This is a genomic window from Sphingomonas sp. MM-1 (assembly GCF_000347675.2).
Lineage (GTDB): Bacteria > Pseudomonadota > Alphaproteobacteria > Sphingomonadales > Sphingomonadaceae > Sphingomonas_E > Sphingomonas_E fennica.
On sequence record NC_020561.1, the window covers coordinates 2001904 to 2022593 of the forward strand.

Annotated in this window: 20 protein-coding genes; 10 read left to right on the forward strand and 10 right to left on the reverse strand. The window is 58.3% G+C overall.

Going from position 1 to position 20690, the window contains the following annotated elements:
- Positions 1-384 precede the first annotated feature (384 nt).
- Positions 385-972: a recombinase family protein gene (locus G432_RS09725; protein WP_015458652.1), complete on the forward strand. Its 588-nt coding sequence runs from the start codon at positions 385-387 to the stop codon at positions 970-972.
- A gap of 1 nt (position 973) precedes the next feature.
- Here the strand turns inward: G432_RS09725 and G432_RS23230 are convergent, their stop codons facing one another.
- The gene (locus G432_RS23230) at positions 974-1507 is read right to left on the reverse strand and encodes a PEPxxWA-CTERM sorting domain-containing protein (protein ID WP_144062018.1); all 534 of its coding nucleotides are present in this window, start codon (positions 1505-1507) and stop codon (positions 974-976) included.
- A 403-nt stretch (positions 1508-1910) separates the two neighbouring features.
- Here G432_RS23230 and G432_RS23235 point away from each other — a divergent pair, with 403 nt between their 5' ends.
- The 4 genes from G432_RS23235 to G432_RS23245 are packed head-to-tail and all read left to right on the forward strand — an operon-like array spanning position 1911 to position 3461.
- Positions 1911-2357 carry a hypothetical protein gene (locus tag G432_RS23235; RefSeq protein ID WP_144062019.1) on the forward strand — a complete coding sequence of 149 codons (447 nt, stop codon included), beginning with the start codon at positions 1911-1913 and terminating at the stop codon, positions 2355-2357.
- Positions 2358-2369: 12 nt separating this feature from the next.
- Positions 2370-2747: a hypothetical protein gene (locus G432_RS23240; RefSeq protein ID WP_144062020.1), complete on the forward strand. Its 378-nt coding sequence runs from the start codon at positions 2370-2372 to the stop codon at positions 2745-2747.
- Between the two features lie 12 nt (positions 2748-2759).
- Positions 2760-3077: a hypothetical protein gene (locus tag G432_RS09730; protein ID WP_015458653.1), complete on the forward strand. Its 318-nt coding sequence runs from the start codon at positions 2760-2762 to the stop codon at positions 3075-3077.
- A gap of 39 nt (positions 3078-3116) precedes the next feature.
- On the forward strand, positions 3117-3461 hold the full coding sequence (locus tag G432_RS23245; RefSeq protein ID WP_144062021.1) for a hypothetical protein: 345 nt from the start codon (positions 3117-3119) through the stop codon (positions 3459-3461).
- 157 nt (positions 3462-3618) lie between these two features.
- On the opposite strand, the gene G432_RS22550 is transcribed toward G432_RS23245, so the two are convergent.
- Positions 3619-4077, reverse strand: a complete 459-nt coding sequence (locus G432_RS22550; RefSeq protein ID WP_015458654.1) for a MucR family transcriptional regulator — start codon at positions 4075-4077, stop codon at positions 3619-3621.
- Positions 4078-4557: 480 nt separating this feature from the next.
- Between G432_RS22550 and G432_RS23250 the strand changes: the two genes are divergently transcribed.
- Positions 4558-5952: a hypothetical protein gene (locus G432_RS23250; RefSeq protein ID WP_144062022.1), complete on the forward strand. Its 1395-nt coding sequence runs from the start codon at positions 4558-4560 to the stop codon at positions 5950-5952.
- 123 nt (positions 5953-6075) lie between these two features.
- Here G432_RS23250 and G432_RS24435 read toward each other — a convergent pair whose 3' ends face one another.
- The 4 genes from G432_RS24435 to G432_RS09745 form a co-directional block, all read right to left on the reverse strand.
- Positions 6076-6393 carry an AlpA family phage regulatory protein gene (locus G432_RS24435; protein WP_084673641.1) on the reverse strand — a complete coding sequence of 106 codons (318 nt, stop codon included), beginning with the start codon at positions 6391-6393 and terminating at the stop codon, positions 6076-6078.
- Positions 6394-6516: 123 nt separating this feature from the next.
- A complete protein-coding gene (locus G432_RS23255; protein WP_187294042.1) occupies positions 6517-6933 on the reverse strand; it encodes a hypothetical protein in 417 nt (138 codons plus the stop codon).
- Positions 6934-7001: 68 nt separating this feature from the next.
- Positions 7002-8234, reverse strand: coding sequence for a phage integrase N-terminal SAM-like domain-containing protein (locus G432_RS23260; RefSeq protein WP_144062024.1), 1233 nt, complete (start codon positions 8232-8234; stop codon positions 7002-7004).
- 298 nt (positions 8235-8532) lie between these two features.
- Complete coding sequence (locus G432_RS09745) at positions 8533-10725, reverse strand: alpha-galactosidase (protein WP_015458657.1); 2193 nt, start codon at positions 10723-10725, stop codon at positions 8533-8535.
- A 234-nt stretch (positions 10726-10959) separates the two neighbouring features.
- Here G432_RS09745 and G432_RS09750 point away from each other — a divergent pair, with 234 nt between their 5' ends.
- Entirely contained in the window at positions 10960-13695 is a 2736-nt protein-coding gene (locus G432_RS09750) for a TonB-dependent receptor (RefSeq protein ID WP_015458658.1), read from the forward strand.
- 135 nt (positions 13696-13830) lie between these two features.
- Positions 13831-14961, forward strand: coding sequence for an aldose epimerase family protein (locus tag G432_RS09755; RefSeq protein ID WP_236626884.1), 1131 nt, complete (start codon positions 13831-13833; stop codon positions 14959-14961).
- Here the strand turns inward: G432_RS09755 and G432_RS09760 are convergent.
- From G432_RS09760 to G432_RS09775, 4 genes are read right to left on the reverse strand one after another with little or no spacing between them, the layout of a single operon-like run.
- Positions 14924-15667, reverse strand: a complete 744-nt coding sequence (locus G432_RS09760; protein WP_015458660.1) for a FadR/GntR family transcriptional regulator — start codon at positions 15665-15667, stop codon at positions 14924-14926. The two genes, G432_RS09755 and G432_RS09760, sit on opposite strands and share 38 nt — an antisense overlap.
- A 21-nt stretch (positions 15668-15688) precedes the next feature.
- A complete protein-coding gene (locus tag G432_RS09765; RefSeq protein ID WP_015458661.1) occupies positions 15689-16312 on the reverse strand; it encodes a 2-dehydro-3-deoxy-6-phosphogalactonate aldolase in 624 nt (207 codons plus the stop codon).
- Between the two features lies 1 nt (position 16313).
- Entirely contained in the window at positions 16314-17201 is an 888-nt protein-coding gene (locus G432_RS09770; RefSeq protein WP_015458662.1) for a 2-dehydro-3-deoxygalactonokinase, read from the reverse strand.
- A complete protein-coding gene (locus G432_RS09775; RefSeq protein ID WP_015458663.1) occupies positions 17198-18058 on the reverse strand; it encodes an SMP-30/gluconolactonase/LRE family protein in 861 nt (286 codons plus the stop codon). Before G432_RS09775 ends, G432_RS09770 begins: the two co-directional genes overlap by 4 nt.
- Before the next feature lie 153 nt (positions 18059-18211).
- Here G432_RS09775 and G432_RS09780 point away from each other — a divergent pair, with 153 nt between their 5' ends.
- A complete protein-coding gene (locus tag G432_RS09780) occupies positions 18212-19183 on the forward strand; it encodes a substrate-binding domain-containing protein (protein ID WP_015458664.1) in 972 nt (323 codons plus the stop codon).
- Positions 19180-20685 (forward strand): L-arabinose ABC transporter ATP-binding protein AraG, encoded by a 1506-nt coding sequence (gene araG, locus G432_RS09785; protein ID WP_015458665.1) that lies wholly within the window; start codon positions 19180-19182, stop codon positions 20683-20685. Before G432_RS09780 ends, araG begins: the two co-directional genes overlap by 4 nt.
- Positions 20686-20690 lie beyond the last annotated feature (5 nt).

A 20690-nucleotide genomic window follows, 5' to 3' on the forward strand; every position in this document is an offset into this window, starting at 1 on the left:
GAACGAAGGTGGGACATTCAAACGCCTGCCGCCCCATCTGAGATGGGCAACACTATCCCCAAACGTTAAACTGGAAACGACCTCTCAAAAGCCGCTTACTTACCTACTGGCACCGTTTGCCGTCACACTCACCTGCGGTGCAATTTCCATGGGTTTTTGGCTATCGAGCTTCTCGCGCCAAGGCCTATCGAGCACGAATTCTGCTCCCATTCGCTTTGCAAGCCGATCCGTAGCCTGGATCACATCTCGAATGACCTCAACCGCATACGCGTCATTAACGGTCGATTCCGATACACCCTCGCCATATGTATCGAAATATAGGCTGACTCATATATCGATACACTTTTAATTTGAATGCACCTTTCCGATACATGAGGGCATTCGATGTCGCGGGTTTTTGCTTATTGCCGGGTCAGCACGATCGATCAGACCACCGACAATCAGGTTAGAGAGATTGAAGCGGCTGGCTTCACCATCGATCCCAAGCGCATCATCGTTGAAACCATATCAGGCTCCGTTGCCGCCATGGAGCGTAAGGGCTTTGCCAAGCTGATCGATCGGCTGGAAAGCGGTGACGTTCTCATTGTGACCAAACTGGATCGCTTAGGGCGCAATGCCATGGATGTCAGGGCAACGGTTGAGATGCTGGCAAAGGAACGGATCAAGGTTCATTGCCTTGCCCTGGGAGGTGTGGACCTCACCAGCTCGGCAGGCAAAATGACCATGGGCGTCATTGCTGCGGTTGCAGAGTTTGAACGCGATCTTCTGGTTGAGCGAACTCAGGCAGGTTTGGAAAGGGCTAAGGCCTCGGGGAAGACCCTTGGCAGGCCTCAGGCCCTCTCATCCCGGGATCAGCAGGATATCGCCACCAAGCGTTCCCAGGGCCTTTCCCTTGGAGCATTGGCTAAGGAATATGGCGTCTCGCGCTCAGCCATTCAGCGGATTGAGAAGCGCACCCTTTTGAAGATCTAAGTTAAATACTGCTCAGCGATGGGCGCCTGTAGCGCATTACAATTCCGATAAATCCGAAACCCATAATCAACATGAGCCAAATGGAAGGCTCGGGCAAGGCAATGCGCCTATATTGCCCAGAGAAATTTTCTATTGTTATTGATACAATACCGCCAGATGTGTTTGAGAAAACAACACTTCCTTGACCACCCTCCCAAGCAGATCCATAAAATTCTCTGTGAGACAATGAGTTTTCGGCGATGTAGTCTCCAAAAATATAAACAAGACCTTTTATCAGACATTCATCCGTATTATACCCAGGATAATCCGGATTGTAGCACTCACCAATAGGAAGCCTTGACGTTAATTCATAGTTTCCAATAACAGAATAACTACTTTGTCTGTCTGATATATCAGACCAGTAAAATTCCGGCCCCGCGTAACTGAAGTCTATTTTAGCGCCCCACCCTGGTCCAATATTGAACGTCTGAGTCGCGTGAGCCGCGCTTGCTGTTATAAATCCTATCATCGCGAGCAATTTCAAGATGGGTTTCATGGACGCCCTCCATAATGCGTAAATCCACCAGCAAGAATTACGCCATTGAACGTAATGAGTTGATTTTCCTCACTTGACCCAAAGGGCAGTGTAAATTTATCCGACACATATTTCGTTGAATTGCCCTGATTGAGGTTGGCTTGCCTCCCATTGGAACATCCGCTTTCCCCATTTACCCAAGCCGTCCCTTTTGCCATTAAAGGAATGCAGCTCCGCAAAATCGGGGCTGCGGGGCGTCGTAACCCCAAGAGGAGTCAGCCGGTCGAGTTTCTCGGCCGGGTGGCATACGCGCATGTCCAGCCGGAAACGGTAAAGGCGTATGCGCCTGTCGGACTCCTTCAGGTTACGAACACCCGGCTTTGCCCGGGTGGTGCCCCTCCAATTGGAATGACGGGGGCAAAGCATGTCTTCAAAGCATTGGCTTATGGTCGCCATAGGGGCGTTGGCGGCATACGCTTCACCAGCCCATTCAAAAAAGGCCAACCCAACGATTGCTGATCTTGGACCTCCCCCAACCGCAATTCTAGAAAGCGTGAAATCGGCGGCGCAAACCTATCTGAAAGATCCTGCCAGCGCCTACTACCAAATTGGCAATGTCTTCCCCGCCTATTGCAAGAATGGTTGGCTAAGCGGAGGCGGCGTTGCTTGGCAAGGTTGGGCTGCTAATGTTTTAATTAACGCACGTAATTCCTACGGTGGATACACTGGCTACCAAGCTCATACCGTCCTGTTCGTAGGTGACAACGCAATTCGCATCATGGAAGGCGAGAACTTTGGCGTATATGGTCCTCCTACGGGTCTACTTGGCCTCGAAGGAGGCGCCGGTGTCTGCAAATTAATAAAACAATAAGGGGGGGGATAGATGCGAGCAGCGGGAATTTGGCTCACGATCATCGGCATTCTGGGCGCGATTGCTGCACTTTCCATGGATGTGAGCGTATCAACGCCATTCGGACGCGTTGCCAACCTAAGCCTAATGGCAGCTCAGACCAATTTCATCCTGCTTTCAGGCCTCGCCATTCTCGTTGGCGTCATCCTACTCGTTAAAGGCAAACGGGAAGACAAAGCGGACAAGCCTAGAACGCCTGTCAGCAACGAACCCCTGCCATATGGCATCATCGAGCAAGACGGGTTGTTCCTTTGGGCTAATCAAGCCTTCCCATCACGGGAAGAAGCCATCGCCCATGTGAAGCAGCGGCTTGCCGACCATGCGGCAAAAGCTCGCAATCCCCTGCCATAAGGGGATGATCCAATGAAACCTGCGGGGGCAGTCATCACCATAATTGGCGTTTTCTTCGCCATCCTGGCGCTTTCCATGGATGTAAGCGTCGAAACCAGCTTTGGCTCGGTCAACAATATCGGCCTCATGAACGACCAGAGGAATTACCTGTTTCTCTCGGGTCTCACGATTCTCATTGGCGTTCTTTTGATAATTTTTGGGAAACCCATCCCAAAGATGCCAGATCAATCGGATATCGATCACAGCAAATATGACGTCAAAGAAAAGACTCCCTATATCATAATAGGGGTTCTCATTCTGGCGTTCATCGTTTTGATCAAATTCATCTAACAATAAATCGTCGGAGATTTATCTAAAAAGGAAACGATTATGAGAAATTTATTCTCGATCGCCATTCTATCGTTGCTTGCGACAGCCTGCTCTGCTCCACCACAGGAGGAATTCTCCTATGAGAACATGATGCAGCAGATACAGTCAGAGGCTGACAACCTTAATGAAAAAATACATGCTGATGTAGCAGAGGACGCGGAGGAGCAATATTATATTGCTCGAAGGGGAAGCGATTATGTCCAGATTTGCGTTCAAGCGGGCATGGTTGCAGCGGCATATCTCAACGCAAAGAATGAATTCAAATATAGAGAATGGAAAGATAGAGAAAGATTGAATTGCAAAACGTCAGAACGGATAATTATGCAACAAATGGGAGGAATGTAGTTAGAATGCCTATATTTTCCCCTATAAGCTCTATACAGAGAAATTTTACTATTTCGCGTACCATTTAGGCCAAAATCAGCAATTTGCTCCGTATGGGCTTTTAAAAGGAAAATAGAAGGCATCATCCTCATATAAGGAAATTGATGCCTTCCAATCCTTATTCCCCCATCTTCAACCCAAGCCTTTTGCGGGATTTTGCCAAAGCGTCCTTGGCGCTGAGCTTGCTGGATTTGCGCTGAACCCCAAGCGCCTTCGCCTGTTCCGAGCGCAACTGGCTATATAAAGGGGCAACCAAGGGATGATCCGACCTTAAGGCCCATTTGATGCGATAATCGGCTTCCGACAGAGCATGGGCGACGCCGAGATGGCGTTTGAGCATTTTACCGGAAAAGCCGCATTCCAGGCACGTCACCTTATCGGGTTTTACACTGGCCCGAACGGGAACGGCAGGCTGTCGCTTCGATACCGCTGGTCGGCCCGAACCCTGTCTCAGCCCTGCCAAGGCGCCATGGACATTAGCGATCAGATTCCCAATGTCCGCCGTAGGAACACCATTATTCCCCACATGAGCAGCGACAATATCCGCCGTAAAAACAAGAATCGCATCATTCTCCACGCAAATCCTCCAATTTCAAGCTCGAATAGGCCCGATATATGTGAGGATAGAGGATTATCCAACGTAAACCTAATTTTCCCCACTATTTACCAAAGCTATATCACAGATATCAGCCAGCCTTTACCTGATACTTCCCTCGATCTCATTTAAAATCGTTAATTCCATGTCAGATAAACATCTTAGACTAAGATGAATTAAACGATTTTAATTAACTTATTTAAATATAGATAAACTTATCACCTGCACATCGCGTCGTTTCAGCACATAGATAACAATCACTGCTATGAAATCTCCCGTAATCAAGATATGATATAAGGACATTTCTAGACGCTCTTGCACCCTACATCGCCTCCTCATACAATACTCGCAATGACCATCCTGTCTCTTGGAGGATTAAAAAACCTTACTATTACACCCTCTCCCCTCCCTTCCCTCTCTTCTTCTTGGAGAAAGGTATATATACATTATTAAAGGTAGATTATGTTATTAAATACTATAGATAAAAAAGATTATCTTAAGATTGAAATTGAAGACTTGTTATTGGAATTTCTAGGTCATGCTGAAGACCCCTATTCAACTTCGAAAAGAATAGGGTTCTATATGGGGCTAAATAGCCACCAAAATTCAGAAAATGCGTTGGAATTTAGCAAGTTCATAGCTGAACGACTTTGGCTTGGGCTTAAGCATTCTCGAACCAAGCCTGGTGCAGCCTTCATAAAAGCCGTTGGAATTATCCTAGCGGATTTACTAAAGGCTGTATCGATAAATCATGAAATACCGTGTTATCGCTCTATGGGATCAAATAGCTTTAGCTATTTGCCCGTTGGATATGTTCGTTTTAAGAGCATCATGGATGAATTAACGCGGCAATGCCTCGTAAAAAGATTGAAACACATTCCACCATCATTTAAGAACAATATGCAGGGACTCACTACAAGATTTGTTGTTAGCAATGAGCTGGTTGATATAGCCAAATTATTCTCCATTGATCCGGAAAATTGGCTTTTAAACTTCAAGAAGAATGCACGGCCAGCATCCATTGGTTGCCCTGTTACCTTAAGAAGCCCTTCCGAATATAGATTCATCGATACAGGAATAGGGAAAAAACGAGCGAAAGTTCTAGGTAATAGAATTTCTTTCGATAAGACCGATCCAATAGCGATCGACATCAGCAATCAAGTCAATGATCTTAATGAATTTTTCTCAAAGCAGGATATCATTCCCGATGAGCATGACTCCTTTGTCCGTAAATTTAGCATGGGGAAAGAAAGTGGCTATAAATGGAATAAAGGCGGTCGCCTATATTCGGAAGGATATAGCTACCAACAAATGAAATCCGATAAAAGGGCGGAAATTAAAATCAATGGCGAATCCACGGTCGAGATCGATATCCAGGCAAGCCACCTAACGCTTTACCATGGCTTGAGAAAATGGGCCTTTGATCCAACCAAAGACCCTTACACAATTCCGGACATTCCAAGGCACGTTGTAAAATCGTGGATAACAATGACCTTAGGCAATGATAAATTTCAGACACGATGGTCCGAAAATGCTAGGGACGCCTTCAAACAAAAGACAGGATTGAACCTTCAGGAGAAATATCCCATTGCCATGGTTCGAGATAAGATATTAGATCACCTTCCTATTTTAAAGGATTGGCCCGAATATGATTTAGATTGGGCTGACCTTCAGTTTATTGAAAGCGAGATCATTATCGGCACCATGTATGAACTAGCAATGATGCATGGCGTTCCAGCCTTGCCGGTTCATGATTCCTTGATCGTTCCAGCCTCCAAGGAGGCCTTGGCAATCAGGATTTTGGCTAAGGAATTCGAGAGAAGAGCTGGCATAACTCCCTATATAGCAAAGAAATAATGAAAATCCCTTCTCTCTGGTCCCTTCATCCAAGGTGTGAGCTTTGAGAAAATTCGGGCTTTCCTCATTATCGGTAGGGTCATGGCTTGTTAAAATCCTTCTAAGACTTCGGTTTTTCAAACATCATCGGGCAAACGCTCTCCCTTCAGAAAAGCATAGGATGCTTTCCCGACTGGCAATCAGAGCATATGGTTGGATTAACGCGTATCCGATCAGCCTTATTGCGGCGAATAGGCTGGGGCACAAGGCGATGTATTTTAGATGGTAGTTACGCTTTATTAATTCTGTAGAATGATTTTCTGCTCTATTTTGTCGATATAGCGCATCAAAAGAAGCCACCTGCGGTAATGGGGCAGACAGCCATTCCTCAATGGTGGAGGAACGCCAGCCGACAGCACGCGCACCAAGGCGAATAGGCCGGGGGAAACGCCCCTTATCCATCAGCGCATAGAGTTCGTTACCATAATGATGAAATCGCTCCTCGTTTTCGATAACGACGAGCTAGAATGCCTGGGCAAGAAAGGATTTCCTTGCAGTCATATCACCTAGATTATCTCTCTATAATCAAATATTATCCAAACGTGGTATAATCAAGCCATCATATCTACAGGAACGAACATCGGGATAAATTTTCTCGATACTCAATAGACCAACATAGCGTTGATCGATATCGGGATGGGCATGGCCTAACACTTCATCAACGATGTGATTCTGTATACGATTTTTGATGAGCAGCATGGCTTTGAATGCCCCACGAAATCCGTGAAACGTTACTTCCCGTCTGACATTAGCTCTAAGTGTATCCGGCAAAGCGGCTGGCAGGACAGTTCGGTTGAATCCCCTTATCAGGGGCGAGTTGGACCAAGAGGGATATTCATTCGGCCCACCACCCTTGCGCTTGCTGGCAAGCCAATCGGGAAAGAGCCTATCATTCCCAGCCTTTGCTATGCGATCAACATAATCGGCAAAGCCAAGTTCCATAAGGGCGTCAAGAATGGGAACGCTACGTGATTTGCCGTTTTTAATTCGCCTATATTCATTCTCTCGTATCAGTAATGGGGATATTTGTGGTTGATTTTGATATCTTCCAATTTCATTCCACCAAGCTCACCAGCCCTACATCCTGTCAGGAGGGCGACGATAGGAACCCAATACTGACTACCATTCAATCTATGATGACCTGGAGTGTAGATTTCTTTCGATGATTTGCATCCAGTGAACCAGGGATGCTGCAATATTAGTTCGAGTTCCGTGTCCTGGAATCTCCGCTTTTCGGGCATAACGACTTTGTTGGAAGGCCGCCCCAGCGCTGATACCTGCACACCGCTCATGGGGTTGTTGCCTTCGATCCATCCTTGATCGACCGCATATCTAAATACAGCACTGAGCATTCTAAGGCGCTTGTTTATGGTATGGATCGATAGATAACGCTCAACGCTTTCCTGGGATTTTGTGCCAACCTTTTTATGGGAAAGCTTGTTCGCAAAGCTAGTGCAATCCTCCCGAGTCAATGCGATGATGGACTTGTTGCCGATGATTTCTTCGAATTGACGTAACGCCAGTTGTGTTTCCGATATTGCTTTGGCTGATAGGTCACGCGCATCGATATAGCGTTGGGTAGCCTCGCGAAGCGATATCGAGCCTTTGGGTTTCGATGGCTTTGATCGATCAGGCAGAGATGGCAACAGCTCACCAGAAGCCAATTGCGTTACTCTTTCATATCCCTGCTTATAGCCCTTGCGTATGGCAGCGATGATCGCACCGAATTCCTCGCTGCCTTCAGGAGCATTGAACCCCTCATTCCTGACGACAAAGCGAGCATCGTCCACTGTATCGAGCCGGGGATTCTTTTCCGTGCTGAAGCGTATAGCCAAGCAGCGTTGAATATCCTCCGCATCCAGTTCGAGCGCATATTCCATGCGTTCCAGCTCTCGCGCCGAAGCCCGATCGACGTTGGCCTTCCGGTTAAGCCGTTCATAGGGTGCTGCGATCAGATCGCGATAGCGGTTAGCTATCTCCTCCAAATCGATATTGGTCACCATTCTCGAAGGCGGCTGGCTTTCTGGTACAGGATCAAGCGATGACGCACATGCCGGCCTGTCACTCTGCCCTTCCCTGATAAGGGCCTCAAACTCCCTATGCACCAATGCATAGGCCTGTCCCATCTGTCCAAGGTCTTTGGTGCCAAGAGAACGGCGATAGAGAGGTCGATTTCCAAAGCGGGCGTAACGCTCGGGGTTTCGCTGAATAGATCGAGGAACGCGGCGTTCATACTGGAACACCCCCTCCCTTTCACGAACATGCTTTACAGTTCTAGCCAAATGAGTCTCCGTCAGGTGCGCATTGTCTCACACCATTGTCTCGCACTCTTCGGCCGAAAACCCAGGAAAATCAACGCTCCCTCATTTTTACACTACTTAAATTTGCTTCGATATTTATCCCGTAGGGGTCACCATCCATATCGGTGAATCCGGCAACGTTGGTCGATCTACGCCATGCCTCCCAGGCAGGCAGGCGCACCATTTTTCCGGTCGGGAGCGGAACCGCACCGGCACGCCGTTCCGTTTACCCCGCCATCAATCAGCCGACGGCTTCGAACAGCAGGCCGATGGCCTGGAAATCCCCCCGCAGCGCCGGATCGACGCCCTGTTCCATCCAGAAGCGACCGCTGGCTTCCACGGGCATGCCGGCCGGCAACGTGCCGCCGCCGAGGCGGCTGACGCGATAGCGCCTGTCGGCATCGAGGCCTTGGAGCCGGATGGCGGGCGCCGGCTCCAGCTTGGTGCTGCTGTGAAGGAAAGCGAAAAGCACCGCCTGGCGCCGGTCCGGCGCAACCGAAAGCGTGGCCGAGTGCTCGCTGCCTTGCTGGGGAGAGACGAGGCGATAGAGGTCGCCCTGCTGCACCGTGGCGCGGACAGTTTTATAGGCCGCGATCATCCGCGTGGCGGTAGCATAATCCTCATCCTGCCAATGGTTGAGGTTGGCGCCGACGCCGAGGCCGCCCTGCATCGCGGACAGGAAGCGATATTCGAGCGAGGTCTCCCGCTTGTTCACCCAGTTGGGCGAATCCGTGACCCAGGCCATCATCACCGCTGGGGCATAGGCATGGCTGAAGCCGTCCTGCATCGTCAGCCGATCAAAGGGGTCGGTATTGTCCGACGGCCAGACCTGATCGGTGAGGGCCATGATGCCGAGATCGACGCGGCCACCGCCGCCCGAGCAGGATTCGATCTCCAGCCCTGGATGCCGCCGCCGCAGCTCGGCCAGTATCCAATAGAGATTGCGGACATATTCGACATAGAGCTTCTGCTGGTCCTCAGGCGCGACCTCCGGCCAGCCGGGTTCGGACCAGTTGCGATTATGATCCCATTTGAGGAACCTGATGTCGTTGGCGCTGACCAGATCGTCCAGCACTTTGAGCAGATGATCGCGCACATCCTTCCGTGCGAGATTGAGGACGAGTTGGTTGCGGCCCTCGCTGCGGGGCCGGGTGGGAAAATTGATGACCCAATCGGGATGGGCGCGGTAGAGATCGCTGTCGGGATTCACCATTTCGGGTTCGACCCACAGGCCGAATTCCATCCCCAGGCTCTTCACCTTGTCGATCAGCGGCTTGAGACCGTTAGGGAATTTGGTGCGGTTGACCGTCCAGTCGCCCAGGCCGGCCTTGTCGCTGTTGCGCGCGCCGAACCAGCCGTCGTCCATCACGAAGCGTTCGACACCGATGCGCGCCGCCTTTTCGGCGAGCGCCATCTGACCGGCCTCGTCCACGGCGAATTCGGTCGCTTCCCAGCTATTATAGAGCACGGGCCGAATCTTCGGCTTGCCGTTGCCCGGCAGGATCTCGTCACGCTGGAAGCGGTGCATCAGGCGTGAGGCGCCGCCCATGCCCCTGCTGCTGTAGCCCGCATAGAAGACCGGGGTTTCCAGCTTCTCGCCCGGCTGGAGGCGATAGGCGAAATCATAGGGATTATAGCCACCGACGATCCGCACCTTGCCGATCTGGTCCTTGTCAACGCTGATCCGCCACGATCCCGACCAGGCGAGTGCCCCGAACCATACCGGCCCGCTTTCCTCGGTCGAAACGGCGGTGCGATCGATCGCGAACCAGGGATTATTCTGGTGGCCGGTCGATCCGCGCCGGCTTTCGATCACCGTCGCGCCCTCCGTCACCGGCCGCTGCTGGAGCGTCCATTCCGCCGCCCAGCGGCCTGTGAGGTAATGGAGCCGGTAATCCGACCCGACCGGCAGCGTGTAGGATGCGGATTCGGCCTGGTCGATTCGCACCCAGCCCTTGCCGTTGTTCGCGATCGTCGCCGACCGGCCGACGATGCCGGTTTCGGGATCGATCTCGTAGCGCAGGGTGACGTCGACCGGGCGGGAAACATCCCTGAGAGCGATGGTGATGGTGTCGCCCGCTATCTTGTGGGAGACATATTTCAGGACGACGTCCCGCACGCCATCGGGATAAGCGAGCTTCAGCGTGGGCTCGGCGAAGGTGCCGGCACCCTGGCCGGGAAACTCCTGGGGCGCGATTGATGCCGCCATGTCGACGCTGGAATGATCGCGCAGCGCCGGGATCGGCCCCAGGGGATCGCCGTCCTGGAGCCGCCCCCCCCAATAGATCGATTCGAGATAGCCCGCAGGATTGATGCCGAACGCATAGGTGACGTCGCCGCCATCCAGCCGGAAGACGCGGGCCTTCGAATCATAGCGCGCCGACGCATGCGCGCCGCCAGCCGAGAGCGCGGCCAGCGCCAGCGCCGAAACCATCGCCACACTCAATCTGCCTGCCCGCATCATACTCTCCCTGATCTCATATTTATCATATAAAAAGGCAGCATTTCAGCGCATGTCAACCTCGCGCCGGCGCACTTTATTGTGGGCATCGGCCAAAAAGCTTCTCCTTTCCCGAGTGCGGGGTGGACGAAGCATCTTATTTGTCATATTTATGAGACCACGGCTGGCACTCTCAACGATCCAGCCTCCGATATTGGGGAGTGATGCATGATAAAGGTCCACGGTCGTCGCCATGCCACGCTGTTGCTGATGGGGGCGAGCCTAGTTTCGTTGTGCGCCGGAACCGCCGCCTTCGCCCAGGATGCCGCGCCGTCCTCGCTGCAGTCCGACACCGCCGCCGCTGACGACATCATCGTGACCGGCACTCGCGCCAGCCTTTCCAAGGCGCTCGACATCAAGCGCGAGACGATCGGCGTGGTCGATTCAATCGCAGCCGAGGATATCGGCAAGTTCCCCGATCAGAATGTCGCCGAATCGCTGCAGCGTATCACCGGCGTTTCGATCGATCGCAGCGGCGGCGAGGGCCGCTTCATCACGGTTCGCGGTTTCGGCCCGGAATTCAACACCGTGCTGCTCAATGGCCGGCTGCTCGCGACCGAGAATAGCGGGCGCGAGTTCAGCTTTGACATCCTGCCTTCCGAAGTACTGAGCGCGGCCGAGGTCTACAAGTCGGCCACCGCCGAGCAGCAGGATGGCGGCATCGGCTCCACCGTGATGCTGCGCACCGCGCGGCCGCTCGACAATCCCGGCTTCCACTTCTCCGGCAGCGCCGCTGCCAAGTTCGACAGCACGCGCGACAAGGCTGCGCCGGTCATCTCCGGCATCGTCAGCAACACCAATGCCGACGAGACGTTCGGCGTGCTGGCGAGCTTCAATTATGACAAGCGCATATCGCGCTTCTCCAACGTCAACACCAGCGGCTGGATCACCGGCCAGAATCTCGATTTCGACAAGGACGGCACGGTCGATCTCGCCGATGTCGCCCTCCCCCGCACCTACAACACCACGGTGGAGCGCAACACGCGCGAGCGCATCACCGGCACGATCGGATTCGACTGGATCGTCAGCGACAAGCTGAAGCTCCAGCTCGACGGCCTCTACACGCAGCTCAAGGTGGATTCCTGGTCGAACCAGCTCGGTTTCTACACCGATCCCGGCGACATTATCGATGCGACCGCGAACGAGAACGGCACCGTCACCCATTTCGTTCGCAGCGCCGGCGGCGGCCTTGCCAGCGACAATATCGTCTTCGATTCCCCGCGTGACGCGAAGACCTACCAGATCGGCCTGAATGCGCGCTACACGCCCGGCGATCGCACTACGATCGATTTCGATATCTCGCATTCGCGCGCCAAAGAGGGCTACACGTCCGTATTCTACGTGGTGGGCGAGAAGAATGCGGGCGTGAACCCGACCTTCGATCTCAACCCCGGCAGCCTGCCGACCATCACCAACATCCTGCCGACCGACGATCCCTCGCGCGCCGTGCTGCACTGCTGCTCCGAACGCGGCAGCAAGGTTTCCGACGACATCACCTCGCTCCGGATCGACGGCAAGCAGGAATTCGATACGGTGTTGAAGTCGATCCGCTTCGGCGCGGTCGGCACGCGGCGCAAGAAGGACATCACGTCACTACTGACGCCGGACCCGCTGGGCTGCTTCTATTGCGGCTATTTTGCCAGCGCCGACCCCGGCTTGTTCACCACCTTCAACGATGGCGGCGTGCTCGGCGGAGCGCCGATGAGCTGGCTGACCTACGATCCGGTCAAGCTCGCCCAATATTATGGCAACCCGTCCGCTGTTTCCCAGAAGGGCGATCAAACCGCGGAAGACGCCTTCAATGCCGTCTATGCCGCCAACGGCTACAGCATGCGGCCGACCTACGACCCGCGCGGCTCGGGTTCGGTGCGCGAATATACCGCGGCGGCCTATCTGCAGGCCGAACTCGGCGGCGATCTGGGCGATCATCCCTGGAATGCCGTGGTCGGCGCCCGGTATGTCTATACCAACACGCTGGCGCGCGGCAATTCGGTGCAATTGCTGAACATCACCCAGAATCCCGGCGATCATACCGCCGGCGTGGCGACGTTCAGCCCGCCGGTGCCGGTTTCGGAAAAGCATAATTACAGCTATGTCCTGCCGTCGGCGACGTTCCGGGTGAACTGGACGGACAAGCTGGTGACGCGGGCGGCCTTCTCGCGCACCCTGACGCGGCCGACACTGTCCAACCTGACGCTCAGTAAATCCTATGATTTCCGTCCGCCCCAGTCGAATACGATCAGCAGCGGCAATCCCGGCCTGAAGCCCTATCTGGCGTGGAACGCGGATATCGCCGCCGATTATTTCATCGGTAAGACCAGCTATGTGAGCGTTGCCGGCTTCTACAAATGGGTCGACAACTTCATTTCGCAGGTCACGACCACCGAAACCTATTTCGGCTTCGACTTCAACGTGACCCGGCCGGAAAATACCCGGAAGTCGAAGGTTTATGGCTTCGAGGTCGCGGCGCAATATACGTTCGACAAGCTGCCTGCGCCGTTTGACGGCTTCGGCGTGCTCGCCAACTATACCAAGGTGAAGAGCTCAACGAGCTTCGATCCGTCGATCGCGAGCGGCATCTTCTCGGTCGAAGGCCTGTCGGACAGCGCCAATGCGGTGCTGTTCTATGAAAAGGGGCCGGTCCAGCTTCGCGGCGCCTATAACTGGCGCGACAAGTTCCTAGCCCGCGCCCGCGGCCTCAATGGCGAACCGGAGAATGTCGACAGCTACGGCCAGTATGATCTGAGCGGCAGCTTCAAGTTCACCGAGAATTTCGCCGTCTTCGGCGAGGTGGTGAATCTGACCAACAAGCACCGCCGCACCTTCTCGCGCTATGATGAGCGGCTGATCCAGCTCGACGACACGGGGCGTCGCGTCTCGGTCGGCGTCCGCGCGACCTTCTGATCCCCCCTGTGGCCGGGCCGTTCGCGGCCCGGCCACCCCTTGCCTACGCGGGGCCGCATTGATCCGGGGCCATGCGGCGCGCTAATCCTTTCCCGAACCTCCGGTTCAACCCGCTCCAGCGCACAGGTCGTGCCCATGCCCGCTCCCGCCGTTCGGATGGATCGCGAACCCTGGGGCCGGCTGCCCTCGGGCGAAATGGTCGAACGCTTCACCTTCTCCGCCGATGGCGGCATTGCGTTCAGCGTCGCCACCTACGGCGCCACCTTGTCCAGCATCCTCGCGCCCGGCCACGAGGTGCCACGGGAAGAGGTGATCCTGGGGTTCGATCATCTCGACGGCTATCTTTCCCCCGCCTATCGCCGCGCCAATCCCTATTTCGGATCGACCGTCGGCCGCTATGCCAACCGCATCCGCGGCGCCCGGCTGCCCGTGGACGGATCGGTTCACGCGCTTATCGCCAATGAAGGCCCCAATCAGCTCCATGGCGGCTCCGCCGGTTTCGACAAGGCGATATGGGCGGCCGCGCCGTTGGCGGACGGACGCGGCGTTCGGCTCAGCCATGTGAGCCCGGATGGCGACCAGGGATTTCCGGGCAGATTGCGCGTGGAGGCGGATTTCCTGCTGGAAGGCGCGGACACGATCCTGCTCCGCTATCGCGCGGGCGCCGATCGGGCGACACACGTGAACCTGACGAGCCACTGCTATTTCAACCTCGGCGGCCGTTCATCGGCCACCGCCCTCGATCATGACGTCCAGATCCACGCCGAAGCCTATCTTCCGATCGACGCCGCCGCGCTGCCGACGGGCGACTGCCTCGCGGTCGCCGGCACGGCCTTCGATTTCCGCCAGCCGCGCGGGCTTGCCGCCGCGCTGGCGGCGGGCGACCCGCAGCTCGATGCCGGAGACGGCTTCAATCACACCTTCTGCATCGGGGACGATGCCGGCACGCTGAAACCCGCGGTCCGGCTGATGCACGCCGCCAGCGGGCGGCTGCTGGAAATATCGACGACCGAGCCCGGCGTTCAATTCTACAGCGGCAACGGCCTAGACGGATCGATCCCCGATAGGGGCGGCCAGCCGATCGGGCGGCACCGGGCGCTATGCTTCGAAACCCAGCATTTCCCGGATTCGCCCAACATGCCACAATTCCCCTCCACCCTGTTGCGGCCGGGCAAGGAATATCGATCGGAAACGCGGCTGCGCTTCGGGACGATGGCGCCGGAGGCGCTCAGGCCCGGGGACGGGACGGCAGGCCGCCGCGCGTAAGCAGCAGGTTCAGCGCGCCTTCGATCAGGGTGCGCATCTCGCCCGCCGCGCGTTCGGCGTCGCCCGCGGCGATCGCATCGGCGACGCGCTTATGCTCCTCGGCGCTGGCGCGCGGCACGCCCTTATATTCGTTGGTGCGCCGGATGCTGAACCGCAATGTGGTTTCGGCGAGATCGGTGAACTGGCGCAGGAAACGGTTGTTGCTGGCGTTCAGCACGGCAACGTGGAAGGCGATGTCGGCGGCCAGCGCATCGTCGTCGCCATTGTCGGCGGCCACCATGCGGTCGATGGCCGCCATGATTTGCGCGCGCTGCGCGCCCGTGGCGACCGCCGCCGCCAGCGCGGCAGCGCGGGGCTCGATTGCCAGGCGCACATCGGTGAATTCGATCAGCAGATCGATCGAGAATTTGCGCTCCAGCATCCAGCGCAGCACATCGGGATCGAGGAGGTTCCACTGGCTTTCCGGCTGGACGCGCGTGCCCTGGCGCGGCCTCGCGCTCAGCAGGCCCTTGGCGGTGAGCATCTTCACCGCCTCACGCAGCACCGGCCGGCTCGCATCATATTGGCGGCACAGATCGGCCTCAACGGGGAAAGCCTGACCGCTCGAATAACGCTCGGTAACGATCGCGCGGCCGAGATCGTGGACGATATGCGCCGTCAGGTTGCGGCCGTCGAAGGCGGATCGCGGATTGTCGTCGCTGCTCATCGTCTCATCATCCCCCTCCACTCATTCGCCGTTCCGCCAAGCCGCGACAAGTGCCGCAGCGCGCCGGCCCACATCCGCCGCGACCCGCCCCGGCGCATATAGCGAGGAGCCGATGCCGAAGCCGCTCGCCCCGGCGGCGCGATAGGCCGCCATGCCCGCGGCATCGATTCCCCCGACGGGGAATACGGGCACGGAGGCCGGGATGACAGCCCGCATCGCCTTCAGCACCTTCGGCGGGGCCGCTTCCGCCGGAAACAGCTTCAGCCCGTCCGCCCCCGCCTCGATCGCGGCGAAGGCCTCGGTCGGGGTCAGGAAGGACGGGAGCGAGACCATGCCGGCCGCCTTGGTCGCGGCGATCACGTCGGGGCGCATGTTGGGCGATATGATGATACGTCCGCCCGCCTGCGCCACGGCGTCCACCTCATCGGGGCGCAATACCGTGCCCGCGCCGACCAGCGCCCGTCCGCCGAAGCGATCCTGCAGGATTGCGATGCTTTCGAGCGGATCGGGCGAGTTGAGCGGCACCTCGAGGCAGCGGAAGCCGGCCGAAACCAGCGCCTCGCCCACGGCTTCGGCTTCATCGGGCGCCAGCCCGCGCAGGATCGCCACCAGCGGCAGTTCGGCCAAAAGATCGGACCAGATCATCTCAGTCATTCTCCAATATGCGGCGGCCCAGGGCGAGCAGGCCGTTGGCGGATGCGGCTTCTCCGTCGATGATCGCCGGAGCGCCGGCGCCGGCCTCGCGCACCGCGACGGCATAGCGACCGGCAAGGGCGCGCGTGGCGACGATGGTGACGGAGGCGCTGACATCCTCCATCCCCTGCGCCACCTCGGCGCCGATCAGCAGGCCCGAAAGATAATCCGCCAGGCCTTCCGGCGGGATGCCACCGAACAATCCCTCCGTGCGCACGCTGAACAGCAGCCCCGAAAGCGCGGGATCGGCGAGCGACCGGCGGACGCCGGCAAGGAAGGCCGCCTCGTCCGCTGGGCCTTCGACCATCAACCGGCCGAGCAGCGAATGCACCTTCAGCACCGCGAACAATTCGCCGGTCATGAAGGTGCGGAAGGAAAGCACCGTGCCGCCGCCGAGCCTGGCCCATTTGCTGTGCGTGCCGGGCAGCGCGACGATCCCGTCCATCACGCCGGCGCCGGCGATCTGCACTTCCTCGCCGCGCATCACGTCATGCAGCCCCGTCGGCGCGAGATGGCTGAGGCCGGGAACGATCCAGGCCGGCCCCAGATCGGTTTCGACAGGAATCGCCCCGCCGCCGATCGCCGCGGGATCGGCCGGGCACGCCACATAGGGCACCTCCAGCCATCCATTCCGGCTGCCGACCATGCCGCCCAGGATGATGGGCGTGGCGCCATCCGCCCAGTCGCCGATCAGCGGCGCCAGTTGGCCCGCGAAATCGCCGTCCGTCACCGCGGCGATGCCCTTGCCGCCGCTGCGATGCCCGATCACGGCGCCGGCTTCGTCGAAGCGCCAGACGCGCAGGTTGCTGGTCCCCCAGTCGACGCCGATGAAGCCGCTCATCCGGCGAAGCTCACCGGCGGCAGCCCGCACATGCCGGTATCCACCTCGAACAGCGCGCCAGCAAGCGGCTCATCCTCCGCGCCCATCGCGGCGGAGGTGACGAACAGGCGATCCAGCCTTTCACCGGCGAAGGCGCAGCTGGTGATGTTGGTCGCGGGCAGGCGGATCGAGCGGTCGAGCTCGCCATCCGGCAGGAAGCGGCTGATCCGTCCGCCGCCCCAATGGGCGATCCAGAGCCCGCCCGCCGCATCGGCGGTCATGCCGTCGGGATAGCCCCATTCCTTCTTGAAGCGGAGGAAGACCCGCTTGTTGGACAGGCTGCCGTCGGATGCGAGATCGAAGGCATAGACGGTGCGAAGGCCGCTGTCCGTATGGTAGAGCGTCCGGCCATCGGGGCTGAAGGCTGGCCCGTTGGCGACCTGATAGCCGTCGTCCAGCCGCGTCCAGCCGAGATCGGCATCGAGACAGTAGAGCGCCCCGCTCGCTTCCTCGTCGCGATCATCCTTGCTGCCCGCCCAGATGCGCCCCTGGGGATCGACCTTCGCGTCGTTGAGGCGATTGTGCGGGCGATCGGGCTCCGGCGACCCGATCGGATCGATGGCGAAGGGATCGAGCGACAGCCCGGCGAAGCCGCTCTTCAGGCCGATGACGAGATCGTCCCGGTCCGCGCGCTCGATCGCCCAGCCAATCGGCTCATCGAAATCCCAGCTTTTCACCGCGCCGCTGCCCAGCGCCAGCCGATGCAGCCTGTGGCCCACGATATCGACCCAGAACAGCGCGTCGCGCACGGGCGACCAGCATGGCCCCTCACCCAGCATGTCCCGGCCGGACCTCTCCACAATCCGAAAGTTGTTCATTTTCCGTCCGTTTTTCCAAATCACATGATTTATATGATAAAATGTTGACCTCTGTCGATTCCAAACGATAATCAGAGCTCGAAAAGGCGTTTCGCCGATAGAGCGCTTACGATCGCGCCGCAGGGAGTGGGAATGTTTTCCAGACGACAGTTCATGGCGGGGACGACCGCGGCTACGGCCGCAGCGCTCGCCGGCTGCGGCCCGTCGCGCGACGGCAGGGTGCGGATCGGCTTCGTCGTCAAGCAGCCCGAGGAACAATGGTTCCAGAGCGAATGGCGCTTCGCCGGGATGGCCGCGCGCGACAAGGGCTTCGAACTAATTCGCATCGGCGCCGCCGATGGCGATCGGGTGCTGACCGCCATCGACAATCTCGCCGCCAAGAACGCGTCCGGCTTCGTGATCTGCGCGCCGGACCCGCGCCTCGGCACCGCGATCGAGCAACGGGCGCGCGTCAACGATCTGAAGGTGATGTCGGTCGACGATCGGCTGATCGGGCCGGACGGCAAGCCAATCGACTCCATCCCGCATGTCGGTATCTCCGCGCTGGCAATCGGCCGGATGGCCGGCGAGACCGCCATCGCCGAGGCCCGCCGCCGGGAGTGGGATATCGGCCGGACGGGCGTGCTACGCATCGCCTATGACAGCCTGGAGACCGGACGCGACCGGACGATGGGCGCGCGCGGGGCGATCATCGCCGCCGGACTGCCGCCGGCGCATGTGTTCGACGCCCCGCAGCGCACGACCGACACCGAAGGAGGCTTCACGGCCGCCGATCCCGTGCTCACCCGCCACCCCGATCTCAGGCACTGGATCGTCACCGGCCTCAACGACGAGGCCGTGCTCGGCGGCGTCCGGGCGGCCGAGGGTTTGGGCCTGCGCGCGGATTCGGTGATCGGCGTCGGCATCGGCGGATCGGGCACGGCGGAAGCGGAATTCGCTAAGCGCCAGCCCACCGGCTTCTTCGCATCCATCCTGCTCAGCCCGCGCAAGCATGGCTATGACACCTCGGTCGCGATGTACGAATGGATCGTCCGGGGCTCCCGCCCGCCATCCTTGGTATATACCGACGGCAAGCTGATGACCCGCGACAATTATCGCCGGCTGCTGGCGGAGGAAGCAGCGTGAGCGGCGACATCCTGCTGGCCTATGAGGGCGTCGGCAAGCGGTTCCCCGGCGTCGTCGCGCTCGACGCGGTGAGCTTCTCCGTCCGCGCCGGGGAGGTGCGGGCGCTGATGGGCGAGAATGGCGCCGGCAAGTCGACGCTGCTCAAGATACTGGCCGGCGAGCATCGGCCGGACAGTGGCGCGATCGCCATCGGCGGCGAGGACCGTATTTTTGTCTCCCCGCGCGACAGCCAGGCCGCCGGAATCGCGATCATCCACCAGGAACTCCACCTCGCCCCCGACATGAGCGTGGCGGAAAATCTTCTGCTCGGCACTTTCCCGGCCTGCGCGGGCTTCATCCGGCGCGGCGCGATGCGGGCGCGGGCGGCGGGAATATTGGCGCGGCTGGGCGAGGACATCGATCCCGACGCCCGGCTCGGCGATCTTTCGATCGGCAAGCGCCAGATGGTCGAGATCGGCAAGGCGCTGCTGCGCGATGCGCGGATCATCGCCTTTGATGAGCCGACCAGCTCGCTCAGCGCGCGCGAGACCGAGACGCTGAAGCGCATCATCGGCGAATTGCGGGCCGATGGCCGTGCCATCCTCTACGTCAGCCACCGCATGGAGGAGGTGTTCGCGCTGGCGGACAGCGTGACCGTGCTGCGCGACGGCCGCCACGTCGCGGACTATCTCGACATGACGAGGCTGACGCAGGACCAGCTCATCGCCGCGATGGCGGGCCGCACCATCGCCGACATCTACGATTATCGCCCCCGCCCGCTGGGCGATGTGCATGTGGAGATCGACGGGATCGAAGGCCCCGGCCTCAGCGCGCCCATCACCCTTTCGATACGGCGCGGCGAGATACTCGGCATGTTCGGCCTCGTCGGTGCCGGCCGATCGGAGCTTTTGAAGCTGATCTACGGGGCCGAGCGGCCGACCGCGGGCAGCATCCGTCTGGACGGCGGCAGGCTCGACACATCCAGCCCCCGGCGGGCGATCGCCGCCGGCTTCGCCCTCTGCCCGGAGGACCGCAAGGGCGAGGGCATCGTGCCGCTGGCCGCGGTGGCGGAGAATATCGCGATCGCGCGGCGCAATCTGGCCGACCGGCGCGCGCCCTTCATCGATCGCCCCGCCGAGACGCGCGAAGCGGGCGAGATGATCGGCCTGATGCGGGTGAAGACTGCATCGCCGGCAACCGCCATCGCCACGCTTTCCGGCGGCAACCAGCAGAAGGCGATCATCGCCCGCTGGCTCGCCGCCGATGCACGCATCCTGCTGATGGACGAACCGACGCGCGGCATCGATGTCGGCGCCCGCAGCGAGATCTATGCCCATATCTACCGGCTGGCCGAAGCCGGCAGGACCATTCTCTTTGCATCGAGCGACATGCCCGAGGTGATGGGCATCGCCGATCGCATCGTCGTGATGCGGGACGGCGCGATTTCCGGGGTGCTCGCGCGCGCGGAAGCGACGGCCGAACGCCTGCTGCGCCTGGCCCTGCCCGATGCCGCGCCCCGTTGAACGCC